Source organism: Roseivivax sp. THAF30, from assembly GCF_009363575.1.
GTDB classification, from domain to species: Bacteria; Pseudomonadota; Alphaproteobacteria; order Rhodobacterales; family Rhodobacteraceae; genus Roseivivax; species Roseivivax halotolerans.
Genome location: NZ_CP045389.1, coordinates 1,557,294 through 1,579,040, shown reverse-complemented (window position 1 = coordinate 1,579,040; position 21,747 = coordinate 1,557,294). Strand labels below are relative to the sequence as shown.

Sequence of the window (21,747 nt, the reverse complement as noted above, 5' to 3'; positions counted from 1 at the left end):
TCCGCAGGCAGCTAGCAGCCGCCCGTGCCGGGTTCAAGACGCGGCGTCGTCACCTTGAGACGCAAGGGCTTTGCCAAGACGCGGCAGACCGGCCTTTTTGAGAAGCGGGCGGATCTGCCAATCCGCGTCCGAGAGGCGGCGTGCCTCGGCGAGAACCGCATCCGCCGCGGCTGCGACACCTTCGGGATCGGCCTTGAAGATACCAAGGAGAAACCCATCCGGATCCGCGCGGGACAGCCCCTCGTCGGCGAGCGGACCACGCGGAAAATCCTGAGCATTGTGCGTCAGGATGACATCCGCCGAGCCCGCGATCGCCGCCGCCAGCACGTGCACGTCGTTCGAGTCGGGCAGCCAGAGCCGCGCCTCGAGCGAAGACGGCCAGGCCACTTCGGCGCAGGGCCAGTCTTGGCGCAGCTCCGCAATCTCGGCGCGCGCCTGGGCTTCGCCGCCCGGGCCAAGCTTGCGGGCCGCGCGCGCCCATTCCTCGAGGATCCGTGCCGACCATAGCGGCGTGAACGCACCCGTGCGCGCCACACCCAGCGTGACGGCCCGCAGGACCGTGGGGTAAAGCACACAGGTGTCGATCAGAACCTTCACAGCCGGAAGAACAACGCCTTGAGATATCCGCTCTCGGCCAGTTGCGGCAGGAGCGGATGGTCGGGCCCGGCACCGCCCGTGTGGATGAGCTGCGCCCGGCGGCCGGCCCGGCCGATGCCACGCAGGCACGCCCCTTGGAACGATGACAGGTCCGCCGCGTGCGAACAGGAGCAGAGGACGAGGTAGCCGCCCTCCTCGACGAGCGGCGCCGAGAGACGCGCCACGCGCTCATAGGCGCGTAGCCCCGCATCAAGCGCCGGCTTGGCGGGCGCGAATGCGGGCGGATCGCAGATCACGAGGTCGAAGCGCCCGGCCTCCTGTCCGAGGGCCTGCAGCGTCTCGAACGCATCCCCTTCGCGGGTGTCGAACCGCTCCGCTGCGCCCATCGCCTCGGCGCCGTCCCGCGCGAGCGCGAGCGCCGGGGCCGAGCCGTCGACGGCGAGCGCCGAGCTTGCGCCGCCCGCCAACGCAGCCAGTGCAAAGCCGCCGACATGGGAAAAGACGTCGAGAACGCGCGCGCCTTGTGCCAGGCGCTGCGCGAAGGCCTGGTTGGGCCGCTGGTCGAAGAAAAGGCCCGTCTTCTGCCCGCCAGTCAGATCCGCCATGTATCGCGCGCCGTTCATCTCGACCGTGATTGGCGCATCCGGGGCCTCACCGCGAAGCGTCACGTCCAGATCATCGAGCCCTTCGAGGTGCCGTCCCCGCCCACTTGCGTTCTTCAGAACGTTGGCGACGCCCGTGACGGCCATCAGCGCATCGGCGATCTCTTCGATCAAGGTATCGGCCCAGAAGGCGTTGGGCTGCACGACAACGGTATCGCCGAAACGGTCGACGATCAGCCCCGGCAGACCGTCTGCCTCGGCGTGAACGAGACGATAGAACGGCGCGTCATAAAGGCGTTGGCGCAGGGACAGCGCTTTGGCGAGCCGCGCCTCGAGCCAGTCGCGGTCGATCGTGGCGTTGGTGTCGCAATCAAGAACGCGCGCTGCGATCTTGGAGGCAGGGTTCACGCCCACAAGCGCGAGCGGCGTATGCTCGGCATCTTCGAGGATCGCGATACTGCCCGGCGCCAACGCCTTCGCGCGGCGGTCGAGCACAAGCTCGTTGGAAAAGACCCAAGGAAAGCCACGCCGGATGGCACGGGCATTGGCCTTGGGCTTCATGCGGAGGACGGGATACGAAAAAGAGGGCGCTGTCATGGCGCCCTCTTATCCACTCGCCAGAGCCGGGGGAAGATCAGCGCGCGTAATTCAGCGCCTGGATCACGCCGAGCCGCGCATTCTCGTGACCGCCTGGCTGGGTCAACTCTTCAAGAAGGGTCCGGCGCAGATGTTCGGTCACGCGCACTTTCTGCGTCTGTCCTGCCGCATCGGCCTCGATGGCGCGGTTGCCGCCGAGCGCTCGCATGTCCGCATGCACTGTCTCCACCGGCCGCAGCAGCGCACCCGTCGCGGGGTCGTAGAGCGCAAGGTCGAAGATGATGTTGTGAACGCCGCCAGTCGTGTAGCGCGCCTTTTCCGTCAGGCCGTGGAAGCGCCGCACGGTGATCTTGGCATGGGCCGGAACGCTGCCTTGGAGGGTCGGCGCGGCCTGGGCGAGCCCGGCCTCGAAGATCGCTCCGACCTGGCGGTAGCGGTCACCCGGCGCATCGCCGCGCCAGACGATGTCGGCACGCGGGATATACGCGTTGGCTTCGGACACTTTCAGATAGCCCGGAACCTCGACCTCGTAGCCGGTCAGCGCAATCTGCGCGAGCCGCGGGGCCGCTTCGGTAGCACCTGCGGGCGCGGCAATCGCGGCCGGTGCGCTGGTGATGCCGGTCTCGTTCCGGGATGCGGTATCGACACTGGCGCAGGCCGACAGCCCAAGAAGGGCAACAAGGCCGAGGACATGTTTCGTCGTAATCATTCTGACACTCCATTCACGCAGAGCGCTTTTTCTTGCACTCTCCTCTGATGACCGTCCTTTGAGGCGCGATTGGGGCGTGTCCGGGGTCATTTTCGCGCAAGGGCGGCGTCGCGAGATGGGACCGTCCGGCCCGCTCGAGAACGCGCATACCCGTCTTGAGTTACGGGTTTCCGCTTTACCGTTAGCGCTAACCAAGCTAGATGAGAGCCGTAATGCCAGACGGGAGATCGCCTCGATGACCCTCAATTCCACCATCGCCAAAGTCACCGAACGGATCGAGGAGCGCTCCGAAGCGCGCCGGAGCACCTATCTCGACCGGATGCGGCGCGCGGCGGATGAAGGCCCCCGCCGGGCGCACCTGTCCTGTGGCAACCAGGCCCATGCCTACGCGGCGATGGGCGACGATAAGGCCGCCCTCGCTGGTGAGCGCAGCCCGAATATCGGAATTGTCACGGCATATAACGACATGCTTTCGGCGCATCAGCCGTTCGAGCGCTTCCCTGATCTCATCCGCGCCGCGGCGCGCGATGCCGGCGCCACCGCGCAGGTCGCAGGCGGCGTTCCGGCGATGTGTGACGGCGTCACCCAAGGCCAGGTCGGCATGGAGCTGTCGCTTTTCTCGCGTGACGTGATCGCGCTCGCGGCGGGCGTTGCGCTCTCGCACAACACGTTCGACTCCGCGCTCTATCTCGGGGTCTGCGACAAGATCGTGCCGGGCCTCGTGATCGCCGCGGCGACCTTCGGCTACATCCCCGGTATCTTCCTGCCCGCTGGGCCGATGACAAGCGGTCTGCCCAATGACGAGAAGGCCAAGGTCCGCCAGCAATTCGCCGCCGGAGAAGTGGGCCGGGACAAGCTGATGGAAGCCGAGATGGCCTCTTATCACGGGCCGGGCACCTGCACCTTCTACGGCACCGCCAATTCCAACCAGATGTTGATGGAGTTCATGGGCCTGCACCTGCCGGGCGCATCCTTCGTCAACCCGAACACACCGCTCCGCGACGCGCTAACCCGCGCTGGAACGGAACGCGCCGCCGGGATCTCCGCCCTCGGCAACGATTACCGCCCTGTCTGCGACATCCTCGATGCGAAGGCCTTCGTGAACGGGATCGTCGGACTGATGGCGACGGGCGGATCAACGAACCTCGTCCTGCACTTGCCCGCGATGGCGCGCGCTGCAGGGATCGAGCTCGAGCTTGAGGATTTCGACGAGATCTCCAACGCCGTTCCGCTGATGGCAAAGGTTTATCCGAACGGGCTTGCCGACGTGAACCATTTCCACGCCGCGGGCGGCCTGTCCTACATGATCGGCGAGCTTCTCACCGCAGGGCTGTTGCATGACGACGTCCGCACCGTCGCGGGCGACGGGCTGTCGCTTTACACCCAGGAGCCCAAGCTCGAAGGCGAACGCATCGTCTACGCGCCCGGGGCGGGCCAAACGCAGAACGACAAGATCCTGCGTCCCGCTTCCGATCCGTTCCAGCCGACGGGCGGGCTGCAGCAACTCGACGGCAATCTCGGGCGCGGCATGATGAAGACCTCGGCGGTCGAAGCTTCGCGCCACGTCATTGAGGCAAAGGCGCGCGTCTTCCAGGATCAGGAAGCGGTGAAAACGGCCTTCAAGGCGGGCGAGTTCACCGAGGACACCGTGGTTGTCGTGCGTTTCCAGGGCCCGACCGCGAACGGGATGCCCGAGCTGCATTCGCTGACGCCGACCCTCGCCGTTCTTCAGGATCGGGGCCTGAAGGTGGCGCTCGTGACCGATGGACGCATGTCCGGCGCATCTGGCAAGGTGCCGTCCTGCATCCACCTCTCGCCAGAGGCGGCCAAGGGCGGCCCGCTCGCCCGCGTGCGTGACGGCGACATGATCCGCGTCGATGCGGTCAAAGGCGAGATCACCTGCCTTGCCGAGGATTTCGACAGCCGCGAGGCAGCCACGCCAGACCTCACCGACAACGGCCACGGGGTCGGGCGCGAGCTCTTCGAAGCGTTCCGCCAGAATGTCGGCCTCGCCTCGAACGGGGCGGCGGTGGTCGTCTGACCGCCCTGCCCTTCACCGCCAATCCGATCAACTCAAGACGCCCGAGGCCCGACCGATGATCACCGCAACCGAAGCCAGCCAGAAATCCGAAGCTCTCTGCCGGCTCGCCCCGGTCATTCCCGTTCTTGTCATCGACGATGTCGCGCATGCCCGCCCTCTTGCCGAGGCGCTGGTCGCGGGCGGGCTGCCGGTTCTGGAAGTGACGCTCCGCACGCCGGTGGCGCTGGAGGCGATCACCGAGATGGCAGAGGTCGAGGGCGGCGTCGTGGGCGCGGGCACGCTCCTATCGCCACGCGATGTCGAGGCTGCCGTTCAAGCTGGCGCGCGCTTCGGCGTCTCGCCCGGCGCGACCGATGCGATTCTCGATGCCTGCGAGGCGCACGACCTGCCGCTCCTGCCCGGCGCGGCCACGTCGACCGAAGTCATGCGGCTTCTCGAACGCGGCTATACTGTACAGAAGTTCTTCCCGGCCGAGGCCAATGGCGGCGCCAAGGCGCTGAAAGCCATCGGGGCGCCGCTGCCGCAGGTTCGTTTCTGCCCGACGGGCGGGGTATCGCTTGCGAACACGCCCGACTACCTCGGTTTGTCCAATACGCTTTGTGTCGGCGGCTCCTGGGTCGCCCCGAAAGAGATGATGCAATCCGGCGATTGGGAGGGCATCACGCGCCTTGCAAAGGAAGCGGCCGGACTGCCCCGCTGAGCCCTCAATGAGAGGAGCGCCCGCGCCCGCTTGCACCGCCCCGGCGGCGCGGCTGTTGCAGCGTATTCAGCCCCTCGCGAAGGACTTTCGTCATCGGATGCCCCTCGACACCGTGGAGTTCGAGCATGGTCTCGATCGCCTGACCGTTGTCGACCTCGACCGGCAGCGTCAGTGCCCAGTCGAGAAAGATCGTGCGACAATCCTCGGCCGTGATCCCGTCGATCCGGTAGGCCTCACGAATGAGACCCTTGGGGTCCATCTGGTGTGTCTCTTTCATTCCGTGCCTTTCTCCAGCACTTGGTCGATGACACGGCCCGCCGCCTCGGCCCGTGCCTCCATGTCTGCTTCGAGCCCCGCGATATCGCCTGCCTCCGTTAGGCGCAGCAAAAATGCGTCCGCACCGGCGCCGGCGTCCGCTGGATCGAATGCGCCATCCGAGATCAGGCGCACGCAGACCTGCACTGACCAGAGAAGCGCATAGGCAGACTTCAGCCTCTCCGCATCTCGAGGCTCGAGAAGACCGATTTCGACGCCGCTGTCCAGAGCCTCCGGCAGAGCGCGCGGAGTTGCTGGCGCAAGGAGCGCACAGGCTTGCGAAAGCAGCTCGATCTCCTGCATCCGGCCGCGTCCGATCTTGGGATCCCAGCCTCCACCCGGGCCCTTGGCCGACGCGATCCGGGCCCGCATGCTCGCAACCTCGCCGAGCACCTCCCGACGCCCCCGACGCGCCGCAAGTAGAGTGTCGCGAAATTCGTCCACCTCCCGCGCAAGCTCGGCTTGCCCCGCGACCGGGCGCGCCCGCGTAAGCGCGAGATGCTCCCACAGCCAGGCTTCGTTTTCCTGGTAGTCTTTGAACGCCTGGAGCGCGGTGGCGACCGGCCCCTGATTGCCCGAGGGGCGCAGGCGCATATCCATCTCGTAAAGACGGCCCTCTGCCATCGGCGCGGTGATCGCGGCAACCAGCGCCTGCGTGAGCCGCGCATAATAGGCTCTTGAAGACAGGGACTTTTTCCCGTCTGAAGCCTCGATGCCCGCGGCGTCATATATCACTATGACATCGAGATCCGAGCGCGCATGGAGCCGCCGCGCACCAAGCGAACCCATACCGAGGACGACGGCCCCGCGGCCCGGAGGCGTGCCGTGACGACGGGAGAAATATTCGCAGACCACCGGCCAAAGCGCCGCTAGCGAAGCTTCCGCCACGTCGGAATATTGCCGCGCGGCCTCGTCGGGTGTCGTCAGCCCGCGCAACAGATGCACGCCCGCCCGGAAGTGCCATTCCTTGCCCCAGCGCCGCGCCGCATCGAGTCGGCTTTCGTAATCGCCTTCCCGCTCGAGCGTCGCCGAGAGCGACGCGGTCAATGCCTCGAGACCTGGCCATTCCTCAAAGAAATCGCCACCGATCACCGCGTCGAAGACGCTGGCATTGCGTGAAAGATACCGCGCAAGATCCGGTGATGTCGCGACAATATCAATCAGAAGATCGATAAGCTGCGGATTCGCCTCGAACAGCGAGAAGAGCTGGACGCCTGCCGGCAACCCTTCGAGAAAGCCGTCGAAGGCGACCAGCGCTTCCTCAGGACGCGCTGCCTTTTGCAGGCGCGCGAGGATCTCTGGCTTCAGCCGCTCGAAGATCTCGACCGCGCGCGATGAACGCAAGGCGGGATAGGCTGGCCAACGCCCGATAATCTCGGCACCGAAATCCGCATCGGCTTCGGGCGCGGCGCTGCCATTGTCCGGCGTGAAGAAGCCCTCTGTTGTCGCGTGCGTCTCTTCAAGTCGCGCTCGAACATCCCCCTTCAAGTCCTTGATATCGCGCCCCATGAGCGCCGCGAGCCGCTCGAACCCTTCCTCGTTGTTCGGCAACAGGTGCGTTTGCGCGTCGTTCATCATCTGCACGCGATGCTCGACTTCTCGATGCGCCCGGTAATGGCGCGACAGGGTCTCGGCCGTATCGCCCGGGATCCAGCCTTTCTTTGCGAGCTGCGTCAGCCCCGTCACCGTGCCACGTTCACGCAGATCCGTATCGCGGCCGCCCGCTATGATCTGCTGGGTCTGCGTGAAGAACTCGATCTCGCGGATGCCGCCACGACCGAGTTTCATATCGTGCCCTTCGAGCACGATGCGCTGCCCGTGCCCCTTATGCTTGCGGATCTTCAGGCGCATGTCATGGGCGTCGCGGATCGCGGCGAAGTCGAGATGGCGCCGCCAGACGAACGGCGTCAGTGCCGTCAGGAACCGCTCGCCGGCATCGACATCACCTGCGGCCGCGCGCGCCTTGATATAGGCCGCGCGTTCCCAAGTGCGCCCAAGGCTTTCGTAATAGCGCTCCGCAGCCTCCATCGCCATGCAGACGGGCGTGACCGCCGGATCGGGGCGCAGGCGCAGGTCGGTGCGGAAGACATACCCCTCAGCCGTGTGATCCGAGAGCATCTGACAGACCTTGCGCGTTGCGCGAACGAAGCTCGATCGCGCGTCGTGAAAATCGTCGGGATCGAACCGCGTCTCGTCGAACAGGCAGATAAGGTCGATATCGGAGGAATAATTGAGCTCGCCCGCGCCCATCTTGCCCATCGCGAGCGCCACCATGCCGCCGGCCTGCGGTATGTCATCCTCCGTCGCGCCGGGCAGCTTGCCGCGCGAGATCTCGGCACCCACCGCAGCCTCGAGCGCAAGTTGCACCGACAGGTCCGCGAAGTCGGTAAGCATGCCTGTCACCGTCTCGAGGTCCCAGACACCGCCAAGATCGGCCAGGGCCGTCAAAAGCGCGACCCGGCGCTTGGCTCTCCGCAAATCTGCCGCGCGATCCCCTGTGGCCCCCGACTTCAGCGACGCAAAGAGCGCCGCGATCGCGCCTTCGGCATCGTCGACCGCACCTTCGAGCCAATCGCTCTCTTTTTCGATCAGCGTCTTGAGATACGGCGCAGAGCCGCCTGCGCCCGCGACAACCTCCGCGACGTCAGGCGACGCCCAGGGAACAGCGGCGCGTGCCTCCTCGCCCTGTTCGGCATCGAAAGGTCGGGGTGAGCGGGTGATACGGGAGGCGAAATCCATGTCTGGACTTGGCCATGTCCACCGGGAAACTGCAAGGAAATCAATCTCCCCACCAAAAATGTAAAAACATTTCACATCGACCCTTGAAAGCGACATGGCAGATACCGATCTCATGAGATGTGAAACACATTCACATAACGAAACCGCGATCTGACCCGCATTCGAAGGAGACCGAAATGACAAGTACCGCACAGATGTCCACGCTTCCCGCGACTGCGGGATGGCTCAGCCGCGCCGAAGCGTGGCTCGACCGGAAAGGCAAGGCCGCCTGGATCGTCGCGATGATCCTCGGCTTCGTGTTCTTCTGGCCCGTGGGCCTCGCCCTTCTTGCCTACATGATCTGGAGCAAACGCATGTTTTCCTGCACGTCCCGCCGCAGTCATTCCACCCGTCACGCCTTCTCGGCGATGAAAGGGTCGGGCAACACCGCCTTCGACGCCTACAAGACCGAGACGCTGCGCCGGCTCGAGGAAGAGCAGGCCGAGTTCGAGAGCTTCCTGCACCGCCTGCGCGAAGCCCGCGACAAAGCCGAGTTCGACGAGTTCATGTCCGAGCGCGAAAGCCGCGCAAAGGACGAGCGCGATGCGGACGCCTCCTGACAAACCCGCATCCGGGGCCCATATGGGTCCCGGAGCCATGACCGTCACAAGCATAACGAGAGACGCACATGCACGCTGTTACTGACCATCTTCCCGATCCCGTCGCGCAGCCGGAATTCTACGACAGCGTGACCTCGAAGCGCTTCCTGGCCTGGGTGATCGACACGATCCTCGTCGGCATCCTGGTCGTGCCCGTGGTGGTCTTCACGCTCGGCATCGCGCTGTTCTTCCTGCCGGTCGTCTGGCTGGCGATCAGCTTCGTCTACCGCTGGATCACGCTTGCGAACGGTTCGGCCACCTGGGGCATGCGCGCCATGGCGATCGAGCTGCGCGACGCCTACGGGCAGCGCCTAGATACCGGGCTCGCCTTCCTCCATACGCTTGGCTACGCGCTGTCCATCTCGACCGCGATCGTGCAGGTCGGCTCCATCGTGCTGATGCTCACGACCGAGCGCCGCCAGGGCCTTTCGGACCTCGTTCTCGGCACCGTCATGCTGAACCGGCGGGCCTGAAAGATAGGTGCGCGTCACATCTTGGCGCGCCCAAGTTTCATTGCTACCGTTCGGGTTCATCTGACGAGTATCCCGGACCGACGCCCACCATGCGCCACACCCTTCCGCTTGCCCCCCAGTTCTACGTGACAGCCCCGCAGCCCTGCCCCTATCTCGAGGGACGGATGGAGCGGAAGCTGTTCACAGCGCTTCAGGGACCGCAGGCCGAAAAGCTGAACGACTCGCTGTCGAAACAGGGGTTCCGGCGTTCGCAGAACGTGCTCTACCGTCCGTCCTGCTCCGACTGCGCGGCCTGCTTGTCGGCGCGGATAGACGTCGCGCGCTTCGCCCCGTCCAAAAGCCAGAAGCGCACCGCGAAGCGAAACGCGCACCTCGTGCGCCGCGCGACGAGCCCTTGGGCCACCGAGGAGCAATACGGTCTCTTCCGGCGCTATCTCGACCATCGTCACGCCGATGGCGGAATGGCCGATATGGACATCTTCGAGTTCGCCGCGATGATCGAGGAGACACCGATCCGCAGCCGAGTGATCGAATATGTCGACCGCGAGAGCGATCACCTGACCGCCGTCTGCCTGACGGACGTACTCGATGACGGGCTGTCGATGGTCTATTCCTTCTACGAACCCGACCTGCCGCGGCAATCCTTGGGCGGTTACATGATCCTCGATCACATCGAGATCGCGCGGGATGCGGGGCTGCCCTACGTCTATCTCGGCTATTGGGTGCCCGGCAGCGCCAAGATGGGCTACAAGCGCAACTTCACCGGTCTAGAGGTCTTCCGTGGTGGCGAGTGGACCCGGCTTCACGGCGACGAGGATTTCTCGGACGATCTGAATCCCGGCGGGACCAACCCCATCGCGGAGCAAGTCGCGAATATCTCGCTCCCCGATACCGTGCGCTGATTACGTTCGCCCAGCGTCTCGCCTCCACCAATGCAAAACGCCGCGAGGATTTTCTCGCGGCGTTCTTCTTTGTTTCGACGGCCTGCCTCAATTCGGAATGAGATCCGGAACGATGGTCACGATCCCCGGGAAGAGCCACAGAAGCCCGAGGCCCAGAACCTGGATTCCGACGAAGGGCAACACGCCGCGATAGATGTGGCCTGTTGTCACTTCCTTCGGAGCAACCCCGCGCAGGTAGAACAACGCGAAGCCGAAGGGCGGCGTCAGGAACGAGGTCTGCAGGTTCACCGCGATCATGATCGTCACCCATTTGGGATCGAGTGTGCCGCCGTAGATCACCGGACCCACGATGGGGACGACGATGTAGATGATCTCGAGGAAGTCGAGCACGAAGCCCAGGATGAAGAGGATCAGCATCACCAGCAGGAAGACCGCAAGCTCGTTCTCGAACGAGCGCAGGAATTGCTGGATGTAATGCTCGCCCCCGAAGGAGATCAGCACGAGGTTCAGAAGCTGTGAGCCGATCAGGATGGTGAAGACCATCGAGGTCACTTTCGCCGTCTCTCGCACGACCGGACCCAGGATCGTCATCCGGAACAGCACCCAGCAGCTGTAGAGCAGCCCGAAAAACGCGAAATGGTAGGCGATTTGCGCGATGATATAGGCGACCCAGTCCGCGGTGGGCACGTTCTCACGCGTGATCCTGAGATCGAAATTCACGCCGAACAAGATCATGATAACGATCGCGAAGGACGCCCAGATGACGATCTTGGCGAGCGGATTGCCCTCTTCCTTCAGCTTGCGATAGGCCGCGAGCATGATCGCCCCGGCCGCGCCGAGCGCCGCAGCCGGCGTCGGGTTGGTGATCCCTCCAAGAATCGAGCCCAGCACGGCCACGATCAGAACGAGCGGCGGGAAGACCACGCGCAGAAGTTCATTCTGCGAGAGCCGCTTCATCGCGTAGGTGGTTCCGAAGAGTGTCAGCGCCATCGGGATCGTCATGATGAGGAACGTGGCCGCGGGCCCCGTGCCGGGGAAGACGAAGAGGATGTCGAGCAGGAAGGCGAGCACAACGCCCCCGGCCCCGACGATCAGCGGAACCGGTGATGCGCTCGGTGCGACGCCGCGCGCGACGATGAGCGTGAGAGCGAGAATCGTGAACATGACCGCGATGCCGGTGCCGATCGGCGGCGCGTTGGTGCGTGCAGCCTCGAGCGCAGCGGCGCGTTCCTCTTCGGTGAGCTCTACGACCTCATTGGTCGCGCTCCCCCCTTCGGCCGCCCGCGTCTCCACCGCCCGGTCCCAGGCGGCCTGGCCGTGCAGCTCGATCATCGCCTCCTGACATTGCGGCGAGACGTTCGTCCGGAGCGCCGCGCTGCTGCCTCCGGTGTCCGCATAATCCGACACCGTGATCGACTGGCTGCCGATGATGCCGGTGGAGAAGCCGATGACCACAGCGACGATCAGACCGACCGGCGCAAGAAGATACCAAGTCAGCGCTTCATTCGGCGTCACGTATTCTCCGCCGCTCGCATCGGTCGAGATCACCGGCGGCGCCGAATTCGGACGGAACAGCGCAAAGCAGAAGGCATATCCCGCGTAAAGGAAAGCGAGGAAAAGGCCGGGCAGCAGCGCCGCCTGGAAAAGCGTGCCGACCGAGAGAACGGCCGGCTCACCGAGATAGGTCAGAGCGTCCGTACATCCGGCGAGTTGCGCCCGCGTTTCCTGTCCTGTCGCGTAGAGGTCTCCGACAAGCGTGCCGAGAAGAACGATGACGATCGAAGGCGGGATGATCTGGCCGAGCGTGCCGCTTGCCGCGATGACACCCGTTGCCAGTTCGGGCGAGTAATTGTTCCGCAGCATGGTCGGCAGGGCCAGAAGACCCATGGTCACGACCGTCGCCCCGACGATACCGGTGGAGGCCGCAAGGAATGCACCGACGATGACGATGGACACGGCAAGGCCGCCCGGCAACGGGCCGAAGACCTTCGCCATCGTGGTCAGCAGATCCTCAGCGATGCGCGAACGCTCAAGCGTGATGCCCATCATGACGAACATGAGGACCGCAAGCAGCGTCTCGATCGACTGACCCGCGATGACGCGCTCGTTCATGCGGTTGACGATGAAGGAGATGTTGCGCTCGAGCGCCTGCTCCCAGCCGCCCGGGAAGAGCGGCTCTTCTATTCGGGGCAATTCCGGGAAAGTGAAGGTCGATATCGCGTCCCGCGCCACGCCCTCGGCCAGAAGCGCGGAATATTCCGCCGATCCGACATCAATCGCCTGGTGGATCAGAAGACCCGCCCCGTCGAGCGCCGCGATGATGGCAAAGGAAATCACGCCCGCGCCGCCGATGGCGAAGGCCACCGGGAAGCCGGTCATGATTCCCGCGAAGAGCGTCAGGAATACGATGATCAGGCCGATCTCGACCCCATCCAACCCGAAAAGCATGTCTGTCCGTCCCTCAGCTGCGCCCTGCAGCGGGCGTCTTTGTTCCCTTTAAGCGGCCGCTCAGGAATATCCCGAATGCGCCGCGTGTTCGATGTCCTGCGCCGCGCTGCCGGTGACGTCCCGATCGAGATACTTGTCCTCGCTCTCGGGCCCTTCCACGAATTCGCAATACGCCCGCCAGAACACCGCGACCGCCTGCATCAGCACCATCACGCAGAACACCACGATCAGCACCTTGAAGAGGAAATACGCGTTGAACCCGTTCGGGCTGAAGCCGATCGTCTCCACGTTCCATCGGAAGATCCGCGATTGCATGAGCATCCTGTCAAGATCGCTCGTCGAGGTCACCGCGGGCGTCATCAGGTGCCGCCACATGAAGAACCAGGCGTAGAGATAGGTCAGGCCGATCGCCGGCATCATGAAGAAGATCGCGCCGAACATATCGATGACGCGCTTGGTTCGGAACTTGACCTTCGAATAGAAAAGATCGACGCGCACATGCCCGCCTTGAACAAAGGTCCAGGACACGCAAAGCGTCACGACCAGCGCATTGTAGAATTTCAGGCCCTCGGCCCACCAGCTCAAGTCCATCGCGAGCGTCGTGCCGAGCGGGCCGAGCTGGATCTCCGCCACGCGGAAGATACGCTGCAGGAAAACAATCATCACCTGGACGAGAACCATCAGAAGGCCGGCCCAGGCTGCAGTGCGGCCGACAGCGTTCGCGATTCCTTCGAGGATACGCACGCCGGCCCACAGAATGCTGCGCCGCCAGAACATGCCCATCAGAGTGACGACCACGAAGGCCGTGAACACGATGAAGAACAGCTCGACCGACGCCCCGTAATAGATGAAGCGCATCACCGCCTCGGGGTTCGACCAGTTCAGCCAGGCGGCTGGATTGGCGATCGCCAGAAGCAGGTTATATGGCGCGAGCACTATGTTCGTCACGAACCAAAGAACGAACTCGATCAAGTGGCTTCCCTCCGGGCAGACATCACGGCCGGGTTGCCGGGCCACGCGCGCCGCCTCGTCTTTCGTATCGCGAAGATAATCCGCCCGGCATGGACCGGGCGGATCTGTCTTGGAGTGTCGATCAGCCCGCGTTCACGCGGTTGCGCTGGCGGATATACTCGCCATCGCCGATCTCCCACCATGCGGAGGTCGATTCCATCGCCTCGAAGTAGCTGTTGGAGATTTCCGCGAAGAGGTCGTCGCTCATGCTCTCTTGCCGGACTTCCGCCGCAGCCGTGCCGAAGGCCTGCCAGACATCGTCGGGGAATTCACGCACCTGGACGCCTTCGGATTGAAGACGCTTGAGCGCCGCGCCGTTCTCAGCCCAGGACATCCCCAGGTTGTTGGCGTGGGTCGCTTCGCAGGCGATCTCGACGATGCGTTGCTGCGCCGGCGTGAGGCTTTCCCAGACGTCGAGGTTCATCGACAGGGACAGTGCCGAGCCCGGCTCGTGGAAGCCGGCGGTGTAGTAGAGGCTGGTGACTTCCTGGAAGCCAAGACGCTCGTCCGCGAAGGGCCCGATCCATTCCGCGCCGTCGATCTGGCCCGAGGACAGGGCCTGGTAGATCTCGCCGCCGGGAATGTTCTGCACCGATGCGCCGAGCCGGCCAAGCACCTGGCCGCCCTGGCCCGGCATCCGGAAGCGCAGACCCTGCAGGTCATCTGCCGACGAGATCTCGGAATTGAACCAGCCGCCCGGCTGCATCCCGGTATTCCCCGCAAGGAACGGACGCAGATTGAAGAGGCTCGCGAGGTTCTGGTGAAGCTCCGCACCGCCCTGATGATAGTACCAGGCCAGCATCTCGACGCCCGTCATGCCAAAAGGCACGGCGGTGAAATAGGCAAAGCCCGGGTGCTGGTTCAGGAAGTAATACTCGGCCGAGTGGTAAAGGTCAGCCTGGCCGGAAGATACGGCGTCGAACACTTCGAACGCACCAACGAGCGAGCCGGCGGGCTGCTTGTTGATGGTGATCTGACCGTCGGTCATCTCGGTGATGGCATTTGCCGCGTAATTGGCCGCGTCATCAAAGATCGCGAAGCCGTCGGGGACCGAGGTCACCATCGTCAGCGTGCGATTGCCCTGTGCATAGAGCGGTGCCGCGAGCGTTGAAGCCGCAGCGGCAGAGCCGCCGATAGCGGACTTTCTCAGAAAAGAACGACGATCCATAGATTTCCTCCCGTTTTATAGCTTGGGAGGATGCAACCACGAGGTTCCCTGTCCCCGTAAATCACGAATCGCCCTGCCCAAGCGGATCGTTAAGTGTTGGAAAGGTAGCCAGAATAACGTCGTCACGAAACACCTATTGGTTCCTAACGGACGGGAAATGACCGAAAAAAACTCTGGACAGAAGCAGAAGGAACAATTCTTGCGCGAAAGAAAAAATGCATTTTGAAAGCGTATTTTGAGGCACGCCCTTGGAGCTCGATAGCAGATGCCGAGAAGCATGCCGCTCCCTAAGCGAGCATACCCGCCGCTCCAGCCTGCGCCCTTCGCACGAGCCAAAAAGGCCGCGACCCTTTCGGGTGCGGCCTGTTCGCTAAAGCTGGTTGCGGGAGTAGGATTTGAACCTACGACCTTCAGGTTATGAGCCTGACGAGCTACCGGACTGCTCCATCCCGCGGTATTTGTTATATTTTATCGTTATGAGAGATACGTTTGTTATTGATCGGGCTTTACTAGGTTTGGCGGCGACCTACTCTCCCACGTCTTGAGACGCAGTACCATTGGCGCTGCGGCACTTAACGGCCGGGTTCGGAATGGGACCGGGTGTTTTGCTCGCGCTATGACCACCAAACCGAGGAAAGCCCGCAGCGCGTTTGCGCTTTGGTGTCCTTCTGGAATGAAGGGGATCAACCTTTGTTGTCCGAGTTTTGTATTGCGGGTTTGTGTGCTTTTGGTCCGAGTGTTTGGCAATCCTGCCTTTTACTGGATCAAATCAAGCCTATCGGGCCATTAGTACCGGTCAACTGAGCGCATTGCTGCGCGTACATCTCCGGCCTATCGACGTGGTGGTCTTCCACGGCCCTCAGGGATACCTTGTTTTGAGGGGGGCTTCCCGCTTAGATGCCTTCAGCGGTTATCCTGTCCGATCATAGCTACCCTGCACTGCTGCTGGCGCAACAACAGGTCCACCAGTGGATCGTTCACCCCGGTCCTCTCGTACTAGGGGCAACTCCTCTCAAGTATCCTACACCCACGGCAGATAGGGACCGAACTGTCTCACGACGTTCTAAACCCAGCTCACGTACCTCTTTAAACGGCGAACAGCCGTACCCTTGGGACCTGCTCCAGCCCCAGGATGAGATGAGCCGACATCGAGGTGCCAAACACTGCCGTCGATATGGACTCTTGGGCAGTATCAGCCTGTTATCCCCGGCGTACCTTTTATCCGTTGAGCGATGGCCCTCCCACTTGGGACCACCGGATCACTATGGCCGTCTTTCGACTCTGCTCGACTTGTCAGTCTCGCAGTCAGGCTGGCTTCTGCCATTGCACTCAACGAGCGATTTCCGACCGCTCTGAGCCAACCTTCGCGCGCCTCCGTTACGATTTAGGAGGCGACCGCCCCAGTCAAACTACCCGCCACAGAGGGTCCCGGAACCGGATAACGGTTCGCGGTTAGACATCAAGCAGGCGAAGGGTGGTATCTCAAGGGTGGCTCCACCGGAACTGGCGTTCCGGTTTCAAAGCCTACCACCTATCCTGCACATCACATGCCTGATGCCAGTCTGAAGCTGTAGTAAAGGTGCACGGGGTCTTTCCGTCTAACCGCGGGTAGCCTGCATCTTGACAGGCAATTCAATTTCGCTGAGTCGACGTTGGAGACAGCGGGGAAGTCGTTACGCCATTCGTGCAGGTCGGAACTTACCCGACAAGGAATTTCGCTACCTTAGGACCGTTATAGTTACGGCCGCCGTTTACCTGGGCTTCAATTCGGAGCTTGCACCCCTCCTTTTAACCTTCAGGCACCGGGCAGGCGTCAGACCCTATACGTCGTCTTGCGACTTCGCAGAGCCCTGTGTTTTTAGTAAACAGTCGCCACCCCCTGGTTTGTGCCCCCAGCCAATACTTGCGTAGAAACTGGGCCTCCTTCTCGCGAACTTACGGAGGTATTTTGCCGAGTTCCTTCAACGTCGTTCTCTCAAGCGCCTTGGTATTCTCTACCAGTCCACCTGTGTCGGTTTAGGGTACGGTCTCATGGAGGGCTATTTCCAGGGACCCCTTGGCTGCCGATCCAATCCGATAAGGATCGACAACGTCCGGGATCCGTCACCATCTCCTGGCCCAGGAATATTAACCTGGTTCCCATCGACTACGCCTTTCGGCCTCGCCTTAGGGGCCGGCTTACCCTGCTCAGATTAGCTTTAAGCAGGAACCCTTGGACTTTCGGCGAGAGTGTCTCTCACACTCTTTGTCGCTACTCATGTCATCATTCTCGCTAGTGATCACTCCACCGGATGGCTTACGCCCCGGCTTCACAGTAAAGCTCTCTCCTCCAATGTGGGCGAACCCACTAAGGAGGAATGAACCTATGTCACACTACGCTCCGCTACCATGCCATACGGCATCCTAAGCTTCGGCTCATGGCTTGAGCCCCGTTACATCTTCGCCGCAAGACAGCTTGTTTAGACCAGTGAGCTGTTACGCTATCTTTAAAGGATGGCTGCTTCTAAGCCAACCTCCTGGTTGTTTTGGCCGTCTCACCTGCTTTCCCACTTAGCCATGAATTGGGGGCCTTAGCTGTAGGTCAGGGTTGTTTCCCTCTCCACTACGGACGTTAGCATCCGCAGTGTGTCTGCCATCTAGTACTCCCGGGTATTCGGAGTTTGGTTAGGATCAGTAAGCCTGTGGGGCCCCATTACCCATCCAGTGCTCTACCCCCCGGGGTATTCGGATGACGCTCTACCTAAATAGATTTCGCGGAGAACCAGCTATCTCCGAGTTTGATTGGCCTTTCACCCCTAGGCACAACTCATCCCGACCTTTTTCAACAGGTGTGGGTTCGGACCTCCAGTTAGTGTTACCTAACCTTCATCCTGGTCATGCCTAGATCACTCGGTTTCGGGTCTGATCCATCTAACTCAGGCGCCCTATTCAGACTCGCTTTCGCTGCGCCTACACCTAACGGCTTAAGCTTGCTAGATAGACCAAGTCGATGACCCATTATACAAAAGGTACGCCGTCACAAGACTGGACACTTATAACATCTGCTCTCGCCTAGAATGGCACCGAGATCCGGAATTGCACCGTCTCGATCCCGGGATTGTCGTCGTAGATCCCCGCATTCGAGCGATGGTCATAGCTGACGCCCGCGCGCCAGCCATTCCGCATCTCGTAGCCGAGCTCCACCCCCGAGCGGAACGCAACCGGCCCGCCGAGATCGAACTCGTCTTCCACATATAGACCCGGCATCGCATGCAGTTCGGCATAGAACGGCGTCGATCCGAAGGGCACCGTGTAGGTGGCCCCGAGACCGATCCACGATCCCGCCTCGCCCGTCGACAGACCCAGGCTCGTGCCGAACGGCCCGAGCCGGTATCCCGGATCGTAGCGAAGATAGATCTCCGGGCTTTCCTCGGCATTGCGTTCGATCACCGAGCCGGCCGACAAGGCCAGTCGCGGCGACGTCTCCGTCTTGCCAAGGCAACCCGTTCCCGTTCCGCAGTAATTCGCGCTCATGTCGGTCAATCCCGCCACCAGCAACAATACTGCAAACGTCCCGTCGGCCATGTTCGTCCCTACCTGTCTTTGCTTGAGGGCTTTATGCCGCTCAATTCCTCAGGCAGGACCATGACCGCAGATTGTCATAAGAGTCCAGTCAAGCTCCGACTGATTGTAGGCGCTCGGTTTCAGGTACTGTTTCACTCCCCTCGTCGGGGTGCTTTTCACCTTTCCCTCACGGTACTGGTTCGCTATCGGTCAGCAAGGAGTACTTAGCCTTCGAGGGTGGTCCCCCGATCTTCAGACAGGATTTCACGTGTCCCGCCCTACTTAATACGTCCTCTCGAGCTTCCCGTACGGGGCTGTCACCCGCTACGGCCATGTTTTCCACCATGTTCCGGTCACTCTAAAGGCTCGGCTGGTCCCCGTTCGCTCGCCGCTACTAGGGGAGTATCAATTGATTTCCTTTCCTCCGGGTACTTAGATGTTTCAGTTCCCCGGGTTTGCTCTTATAACCCTATATATTCAGGTCATAAGTCCCTGTTTTACCCAATTATCAAGAACCTTGCGGCTAATAATAACTGAGTATCAGGTGGGTTGCCCCATTCGGAGATCCGCGGATCAAAGCCTATTCTCGGCTCACCGCGGCTTATCGCAGAGTATCACGTCCTTCATCGCCTCTTGCTGCCAAGGCATCCACCAAACGCCCTTCTCGCGCTTGATTTGATCCAGTAAGAGACAGGATCTCTGCCGTCCCTGCGCGAAGGCAAGGCGACACAGCCCGTATCCTACCGATCAAAAGCATACTTTCCCGCGCTTTATTGTGTCCTACCGCCTTCGGCTACTTGAGGACGATTGCCGCTCAAGACCAAAGGTTTCGTCGCAATAAAGCACTTGTCTCACTGCCTCTATGCAAAGACAGTGAGTGGTTAGTGTACTTGACTTGGACAACGATTGCTCGTTTCAGAAGGGGTATATGAACAAGGTCGGCTAGACCCGGCGCATACCGCTCACTCGAGGTGAGACCAACTGAGGTCGCCAAACACTTATGGCAACCAAGCAATGTTGATTGTATCTCTCTTAACGATGTCATTGAGGCGTCCGATTGGACGGAACAGACGTTCGCAAACGGCTGATCGATCTAATCGGGACGAGTTCTGGGACCAAATCCCCCGTCAGGAGGAAGTGGTGGGTCGAGGAGGACTTGAACCTCCGACCTCACGCTTATCAGGCGTGCGCTCTAACCACCTGAGCTACCGACCCAGCTGATTTTGCTTTGCAAAATCGGCGTCGCCCGACAGGCGCTTTTGCTAGCAAAAGCTGCCGAAAGGGCTGTCCAGCGGGGCCGATGCGCCTGAATGGCTACCGGGTGACGCTCTCGGGACATTGCTTCGCAATGCCCTGCCGCGCACTCGGCATCCTTGCTGCGCAAGAAGCCGTGGTGGAGCCTAGGAGGATCGAACTCCTGACCTCCTGAATGCAAATCAGGCGCTCTCCCAGCTGAGCTAAGGCCCCGTGCTATGGAACCCCGCACGGCGATCCGTGCAGGACCCAGCGTTCTGAAGAGATATGAGGACGGTTCGGTCTTATATGTCCATGAAGGACTGCTAAGTGACCCTCGAGATCGTCGTGACGATCTGCCAGGTCATCCTTAGAAAGGAGGTGATCCAGCCGCAGGTTCCCCTACGGCTACCTTGTTACGACTTCACCCCAGTCGCTGATCTTACCGTGGCCGGCTGCCTCCCGAAGGTTAGCGCACCGTCGTCAGGTAAAACCAACTCCCATGGTGTGACGGGCGGTGTGTACAAGGCCCGGGAACGTATTCACCGCGTCATGCTGTTACGCGATTACTAGCGATTCCGACTTCATGCCCTCGAGTTGCAGAGGACAATCCGAACTGAGATGGCTTTTGGGGATTAACCCACTGTCACCACCATTGTAGCACGTGTGTAGCCCAACCCGTAAGGGCCATGAGGACTTGACGTCATCCACACCTTCCTCCCGCTTATCACGGGCAGTTTCCCTAGAGTGCCCAGCCGAACTGCTGGCAACTAAGGATGTGGGTTGCGCTCGTTGCCGGACTTAACCGAACATCTCACGACACGAGCTGACGACAGCCATGCAGCACCTGTCACTGCGTCCCCGAAGGGAACCATCGGTCTCCCGATGTAGCACAGGATGTCAAGGGTTGGTAAGGTTCTGCGCGTTGCTTCGAATTAAACCACATGCTCCACCGCTTGTGCGGGCCCCCGTCAATTCCTTTGAGTTTTAATCTTGCGACCGTACTCCCCAGGCGGAATGCTTAATCCGTTAGGTGTGTCACCGAACAGCATGCTGCCCGACGACTGGCATTCATCGTTTACGGTGTGGACTACCAGGGTATCTAATCCTGTTTGCTCCCCACACTTTCGCACCTCAGCGTCAGTATCGAGCCAGTGAGCCGCCTTCGCCACTGGTGTTCCTGCGAATATCTACGAATTTCACCTCTACACTCGCAATTCCACTCACCTCTCTCGAACTCTAGACCGATAGTTTTGAAGGCAGTTCCGAGGTTGAGCCCCGGGATTTCACCCCCAACTTTCCGATCCGCCTACGTGCGCTTTACGCCCAGTAATTCCGAACAACGCTAACCCCCTCCGTATTACCGCGGCTGCTGGCACGGAGTTAGCCGGGGTTTCTTTACTGGGTACCGTCATTATCTTCCCCAGCGAAAGAGCTTTACGATCCTAAGACCTTCATCACTCACGCGGCATGGCTAGATCAGGCTTGCGCCCATTGTCTAAGATTCCCCACTGCTGCCTCCCGTAGGAGTCTGGGCCGTGTCTCAGTCCCAGTGTGGCTGATCATCCTCTAAAACCAGCTACTGATCGTCGGCTTGGTAGGCCATTACCCCACCAACTACCTAATCAGACGCGGGCCGATCCTTCTGCGATAAATCTTTCCCCCAAAGGGCGTATGCGGTATTAAACCCCGTTTCCAGGGACTATTCCGCACAGAAGGGCACGTTCCCACGCGTTACTCACCCGTCCGCCGCTAAGCCCGAAGGCTTCGCTCGACTTGCATGTGTTAAGCCTGCCGCCAGCGTTCGTTCTGAGCCAGGATCAAACTCTCAAGTTGAAACACCCTAAGGTGTTCTTGACGTTCGAACCCAAGCACATCCCTCCACTCGACTAAAAGTGAAAGGCCATCTGTTCTCACGTGCTTACGTCTCCAAAAGAAACGAAGCCGCTCAAACAGTGAAGCTGACACCTTCATCATCGGGCCGAAACCCTAGAAGGCCGATATGCCTGGACGTCTGTCGAGTTGATCGAC

At 61.5% G+C, this 21,747-nt stretch carries 13 protein-coding genes, 3 tRNA genes and 3 rRNA genes; 5 read left to right on the top strand and 14 right to left on the bottom strand.

Translation table 11 applies throughout. From position 1 onward, the window contains the following. Positions 1 to 33: 33 nt before the first annotated feature. The 3 genes from FIU91_RS07645 to FIU91_RS07635 are packed head-to-tail and all read right to left on the bottom strand — an operon-like array spanning position 34 to position 2,505. On the bottom strand, positions 34 to 597 hold the full coding sequence (locus FIU91_RS07645) for an RSP_2648 family PIN domain-containing protein (protein WP_152462043.1): 564 nt from the start codon (positions 595 to 597) through the stop codon (positions 34 to 36). Beyond that, on the bottom strand, positions 594 to 1,796 hold the full coding sequence (locus tag FIU91_RS07640; RefSeq protein ID WP_152462042.1) for an RSP_2647 family RNA methyltransferase: 1,203 nt from the start codon (positions 1,794 to 1,796) through the stop codon (positions 594 to 596). The genes FIU91_RS07645 and FIU91_RS07640 overlap by 4 nt, the downstream gene beginning before the upstream one ends. 37 nt (positions 1,797 to 1,833) lie before the next feature. Next, positions 1,834 to 2,505 carry a DUF6778 family protein gene (locus FIU91_RS07635; protein WP_254702064.1) on the bottom strand — a complete coding sequence of 224 codons (672 nt, stop codon included), beginning with the start codon at positions 2,503 to 2,505 and terminating at the stop codon, positions 1,834 to 1,836. A 235-nt stretch (positions 2,506 to 2,740) separates the two neighbouring features. Between FIU91_RS07635 and edd the strand changes: the two genes are divergently transcribed. Together edd and FIU91_RS07625 are read left to right on the top strand one after the other, a co-directional pair. Further along, positions 2,741 to 4,546 carry a phosphogluconate dehydratase gene (edd, locus tag FIU91_RS07630; protein ID WP_152462041.1) on the top strand — a complete coding sequence of 602 codons (1,806 nt, stop codon included), beginning with the start codon at positions 2,741 to 2,743 and terminating at the stop codon, positions 4,544 to 4,546. Positions 4,547 to 4,601: 55 nt separating this feature from the next. After that, positions 4,602 to 5,246, top strand: a complete 645-nt coding sequence (locus FIU91_RS07625) for a bifunctional 4-hydroxy-2-oxoglutarate aldolase/2-dehydro-3-deoxy-phosphogluconate aldolase (protein ID WP_172974965.1) — start codon at positions 4,602 to 4,604, stop codon at positions 5,244 to 5,246. Positions 5,247 to 5,250: 4 nt separating this feature from the next. Here FIU91_RS07625 and FIU91_RS07620 read toward each other — a convergent pair whose 3' ends face one another. Beyond that, positions 5,251 to 5,523, bottom strand: coding sequence for a hypothetical protein (locus FIU91_RS07620; protein ID WP_152462040.1), 273 nt, complete (start codon positions 5,521 to 5,523; stop codon positions 5,251 to 5,253). Further along, positions 5,520 to 8,300, bottom strand: a complete 2,781-nt coding sequence (locus tag FIU91_RS07615) for a glutamine-synthetase adenylyltransferase (protein WP_152462039.1) — start codon at positions 8,298 to 8,300, stop codon at positions 5,520 to 5,522. The genes FIU91_RS07620 and FIU91_RS07615 overlap by 4 nt, the downstream gene beginning before the upstream one ends. A 176-nt stretch (positions 8,301 to 8,476) precedes the next feature. On the opposite strand from FIU91_RS07615, the gene FIU91_RS07610 reads away from it, so the two are divergent. The 3 genes from FIU91_RS07610 to FIU91_RS07600 all read left to right on the top strand — a co-directional run bounded on the left by FIU91_RS07610 (position 8,477) and on the right by FIU91_RS07600 (position 10,313). Then, a complete protein-coding gene (locus FIU91_RS07610; protein WP_093012404.1) occupies positions 8,477 to 8,899 on the top strand; it encodes a DUF2852 domain-containing protein in 423 nt (140 codons plus the stop codon). Between the two features lie 68 nt (positions 8,900 to 8,967). After that, positions 8,968 to 9,411, top strand: a complete 444-nt coding sequence (locus tag FIU91_RS07605) for an RDD family protein (protein ID WP_093012401.1) — start codon at positions 8,968 to 8,970, stop codon at positions 9,409 to 9,411. A gap of 89 nt (positions 9,412 to 9,500) precedes the next feature. Continuing rightward, positions 9,501 to 10,313, top strand: a complete 813-nt coding sequence (locus FIU91_RS07600; protein ID WP_152462038.1) for an arginyltransferase — start codon at positions 9,501 to 9,503, stop codon at positions 10,311 to 10,313. An 87-nt stretch (positions 10,314 to 10,400) separates the two neighbouring features. Here the strand turns inward: FIU91_RS07600 and FIU91_RS07595 are convergent, their stop codons facing one another. From FIU91_RS07595 to FIU91_RS07555, 9 genes are all read right to left on the bottom strand, one after another. After that, the gene (locus FIU91_RS07595; RefSeq protein WP_152462037.1) at positions 10,401 to 12,761 is read right to left on the bottom strand and encodes a TRAP transporter large permease subunit; all 2,361 of its coding nucleotides are present in this window, start codon (positions 12,759 to 12,761) and stop codon (positions 10,401 to 10,403) included. A gap of 60 nt (positions 12,762 to 12,821) precedes the next feature. Continuing rightward, positions 12,822 to 13,733, bottom strand: a complete 912-nt coding sequence (locus FIU91_RS07590; protein WP_172974964.1) for a TRAP transporter small permease subunit — start codon at positions 13,731 to 13,733, stop codon at positions 12,822 to 12,824. A 121-nt stretch (positions 13,734 to 13,854) separates the two neighbouring features. After that, positions 13,855 to 14,940: a TRAP transporter substrate-binding protein gene (locus FIU91_RS07585; RefSeq protein WP_093012389.1), complete on the bottom strand. Its 1,086-nt coding sequence runs from the start codon at positions 14,938 to 14,940 to the stop codon at positions 13,855 to 13,857. Positions 14,941 to 15,317: 377 nt separating this feature from the next. Continuing rightward, positions 15,318 to 15,394: transfer RNA gene (locus FIU91_RS07580), tRNA-Met, on the bottom strand. A gap of 59 nt (positions 15,395 to 15,453) precedes the next feature. Continuing rightward, positions 15,454 to 15,568 (bottom strand): 5S ribosomal RNA (gene rrf / locus FIU91_RS07575). 137 nt (positions 15,569 to 15,705) lie between these two features. After that, positions 15,706 to 19,159 (bottom strand): 23S ribosomal RNA (locus FIU91_RS07570). 462 nt (positions 19,160 to 19,621) lie between these two features. After that, positions 19,622 to 19,698, bottom strand: a tRNA-Ile gene (locus FIU91_RS07565). A gap of 176 nt (positions 19,699 to 19,874) precedes the next feature. Further along, positions 19,875 to 19,950: transfer RNA gene (locus FIU91_RS07560), tRNA-Ala, on the bottom strand. A gap of 140 nt (positions 19,951 to 20,090) precedes the next feature. Continuing rightward, positions 20,091 to 21,552 (bottom strand): 16S ribosomal RNA (locus FIU91_RS07555). The 16S, 23S and 5S rRNA genes sit together here with 3 tRNA genes alongside, the layout of an rRNA operon. Between the last annotated feature and the right edge of the window lie 195 nt (positions 21,553 to 21,747).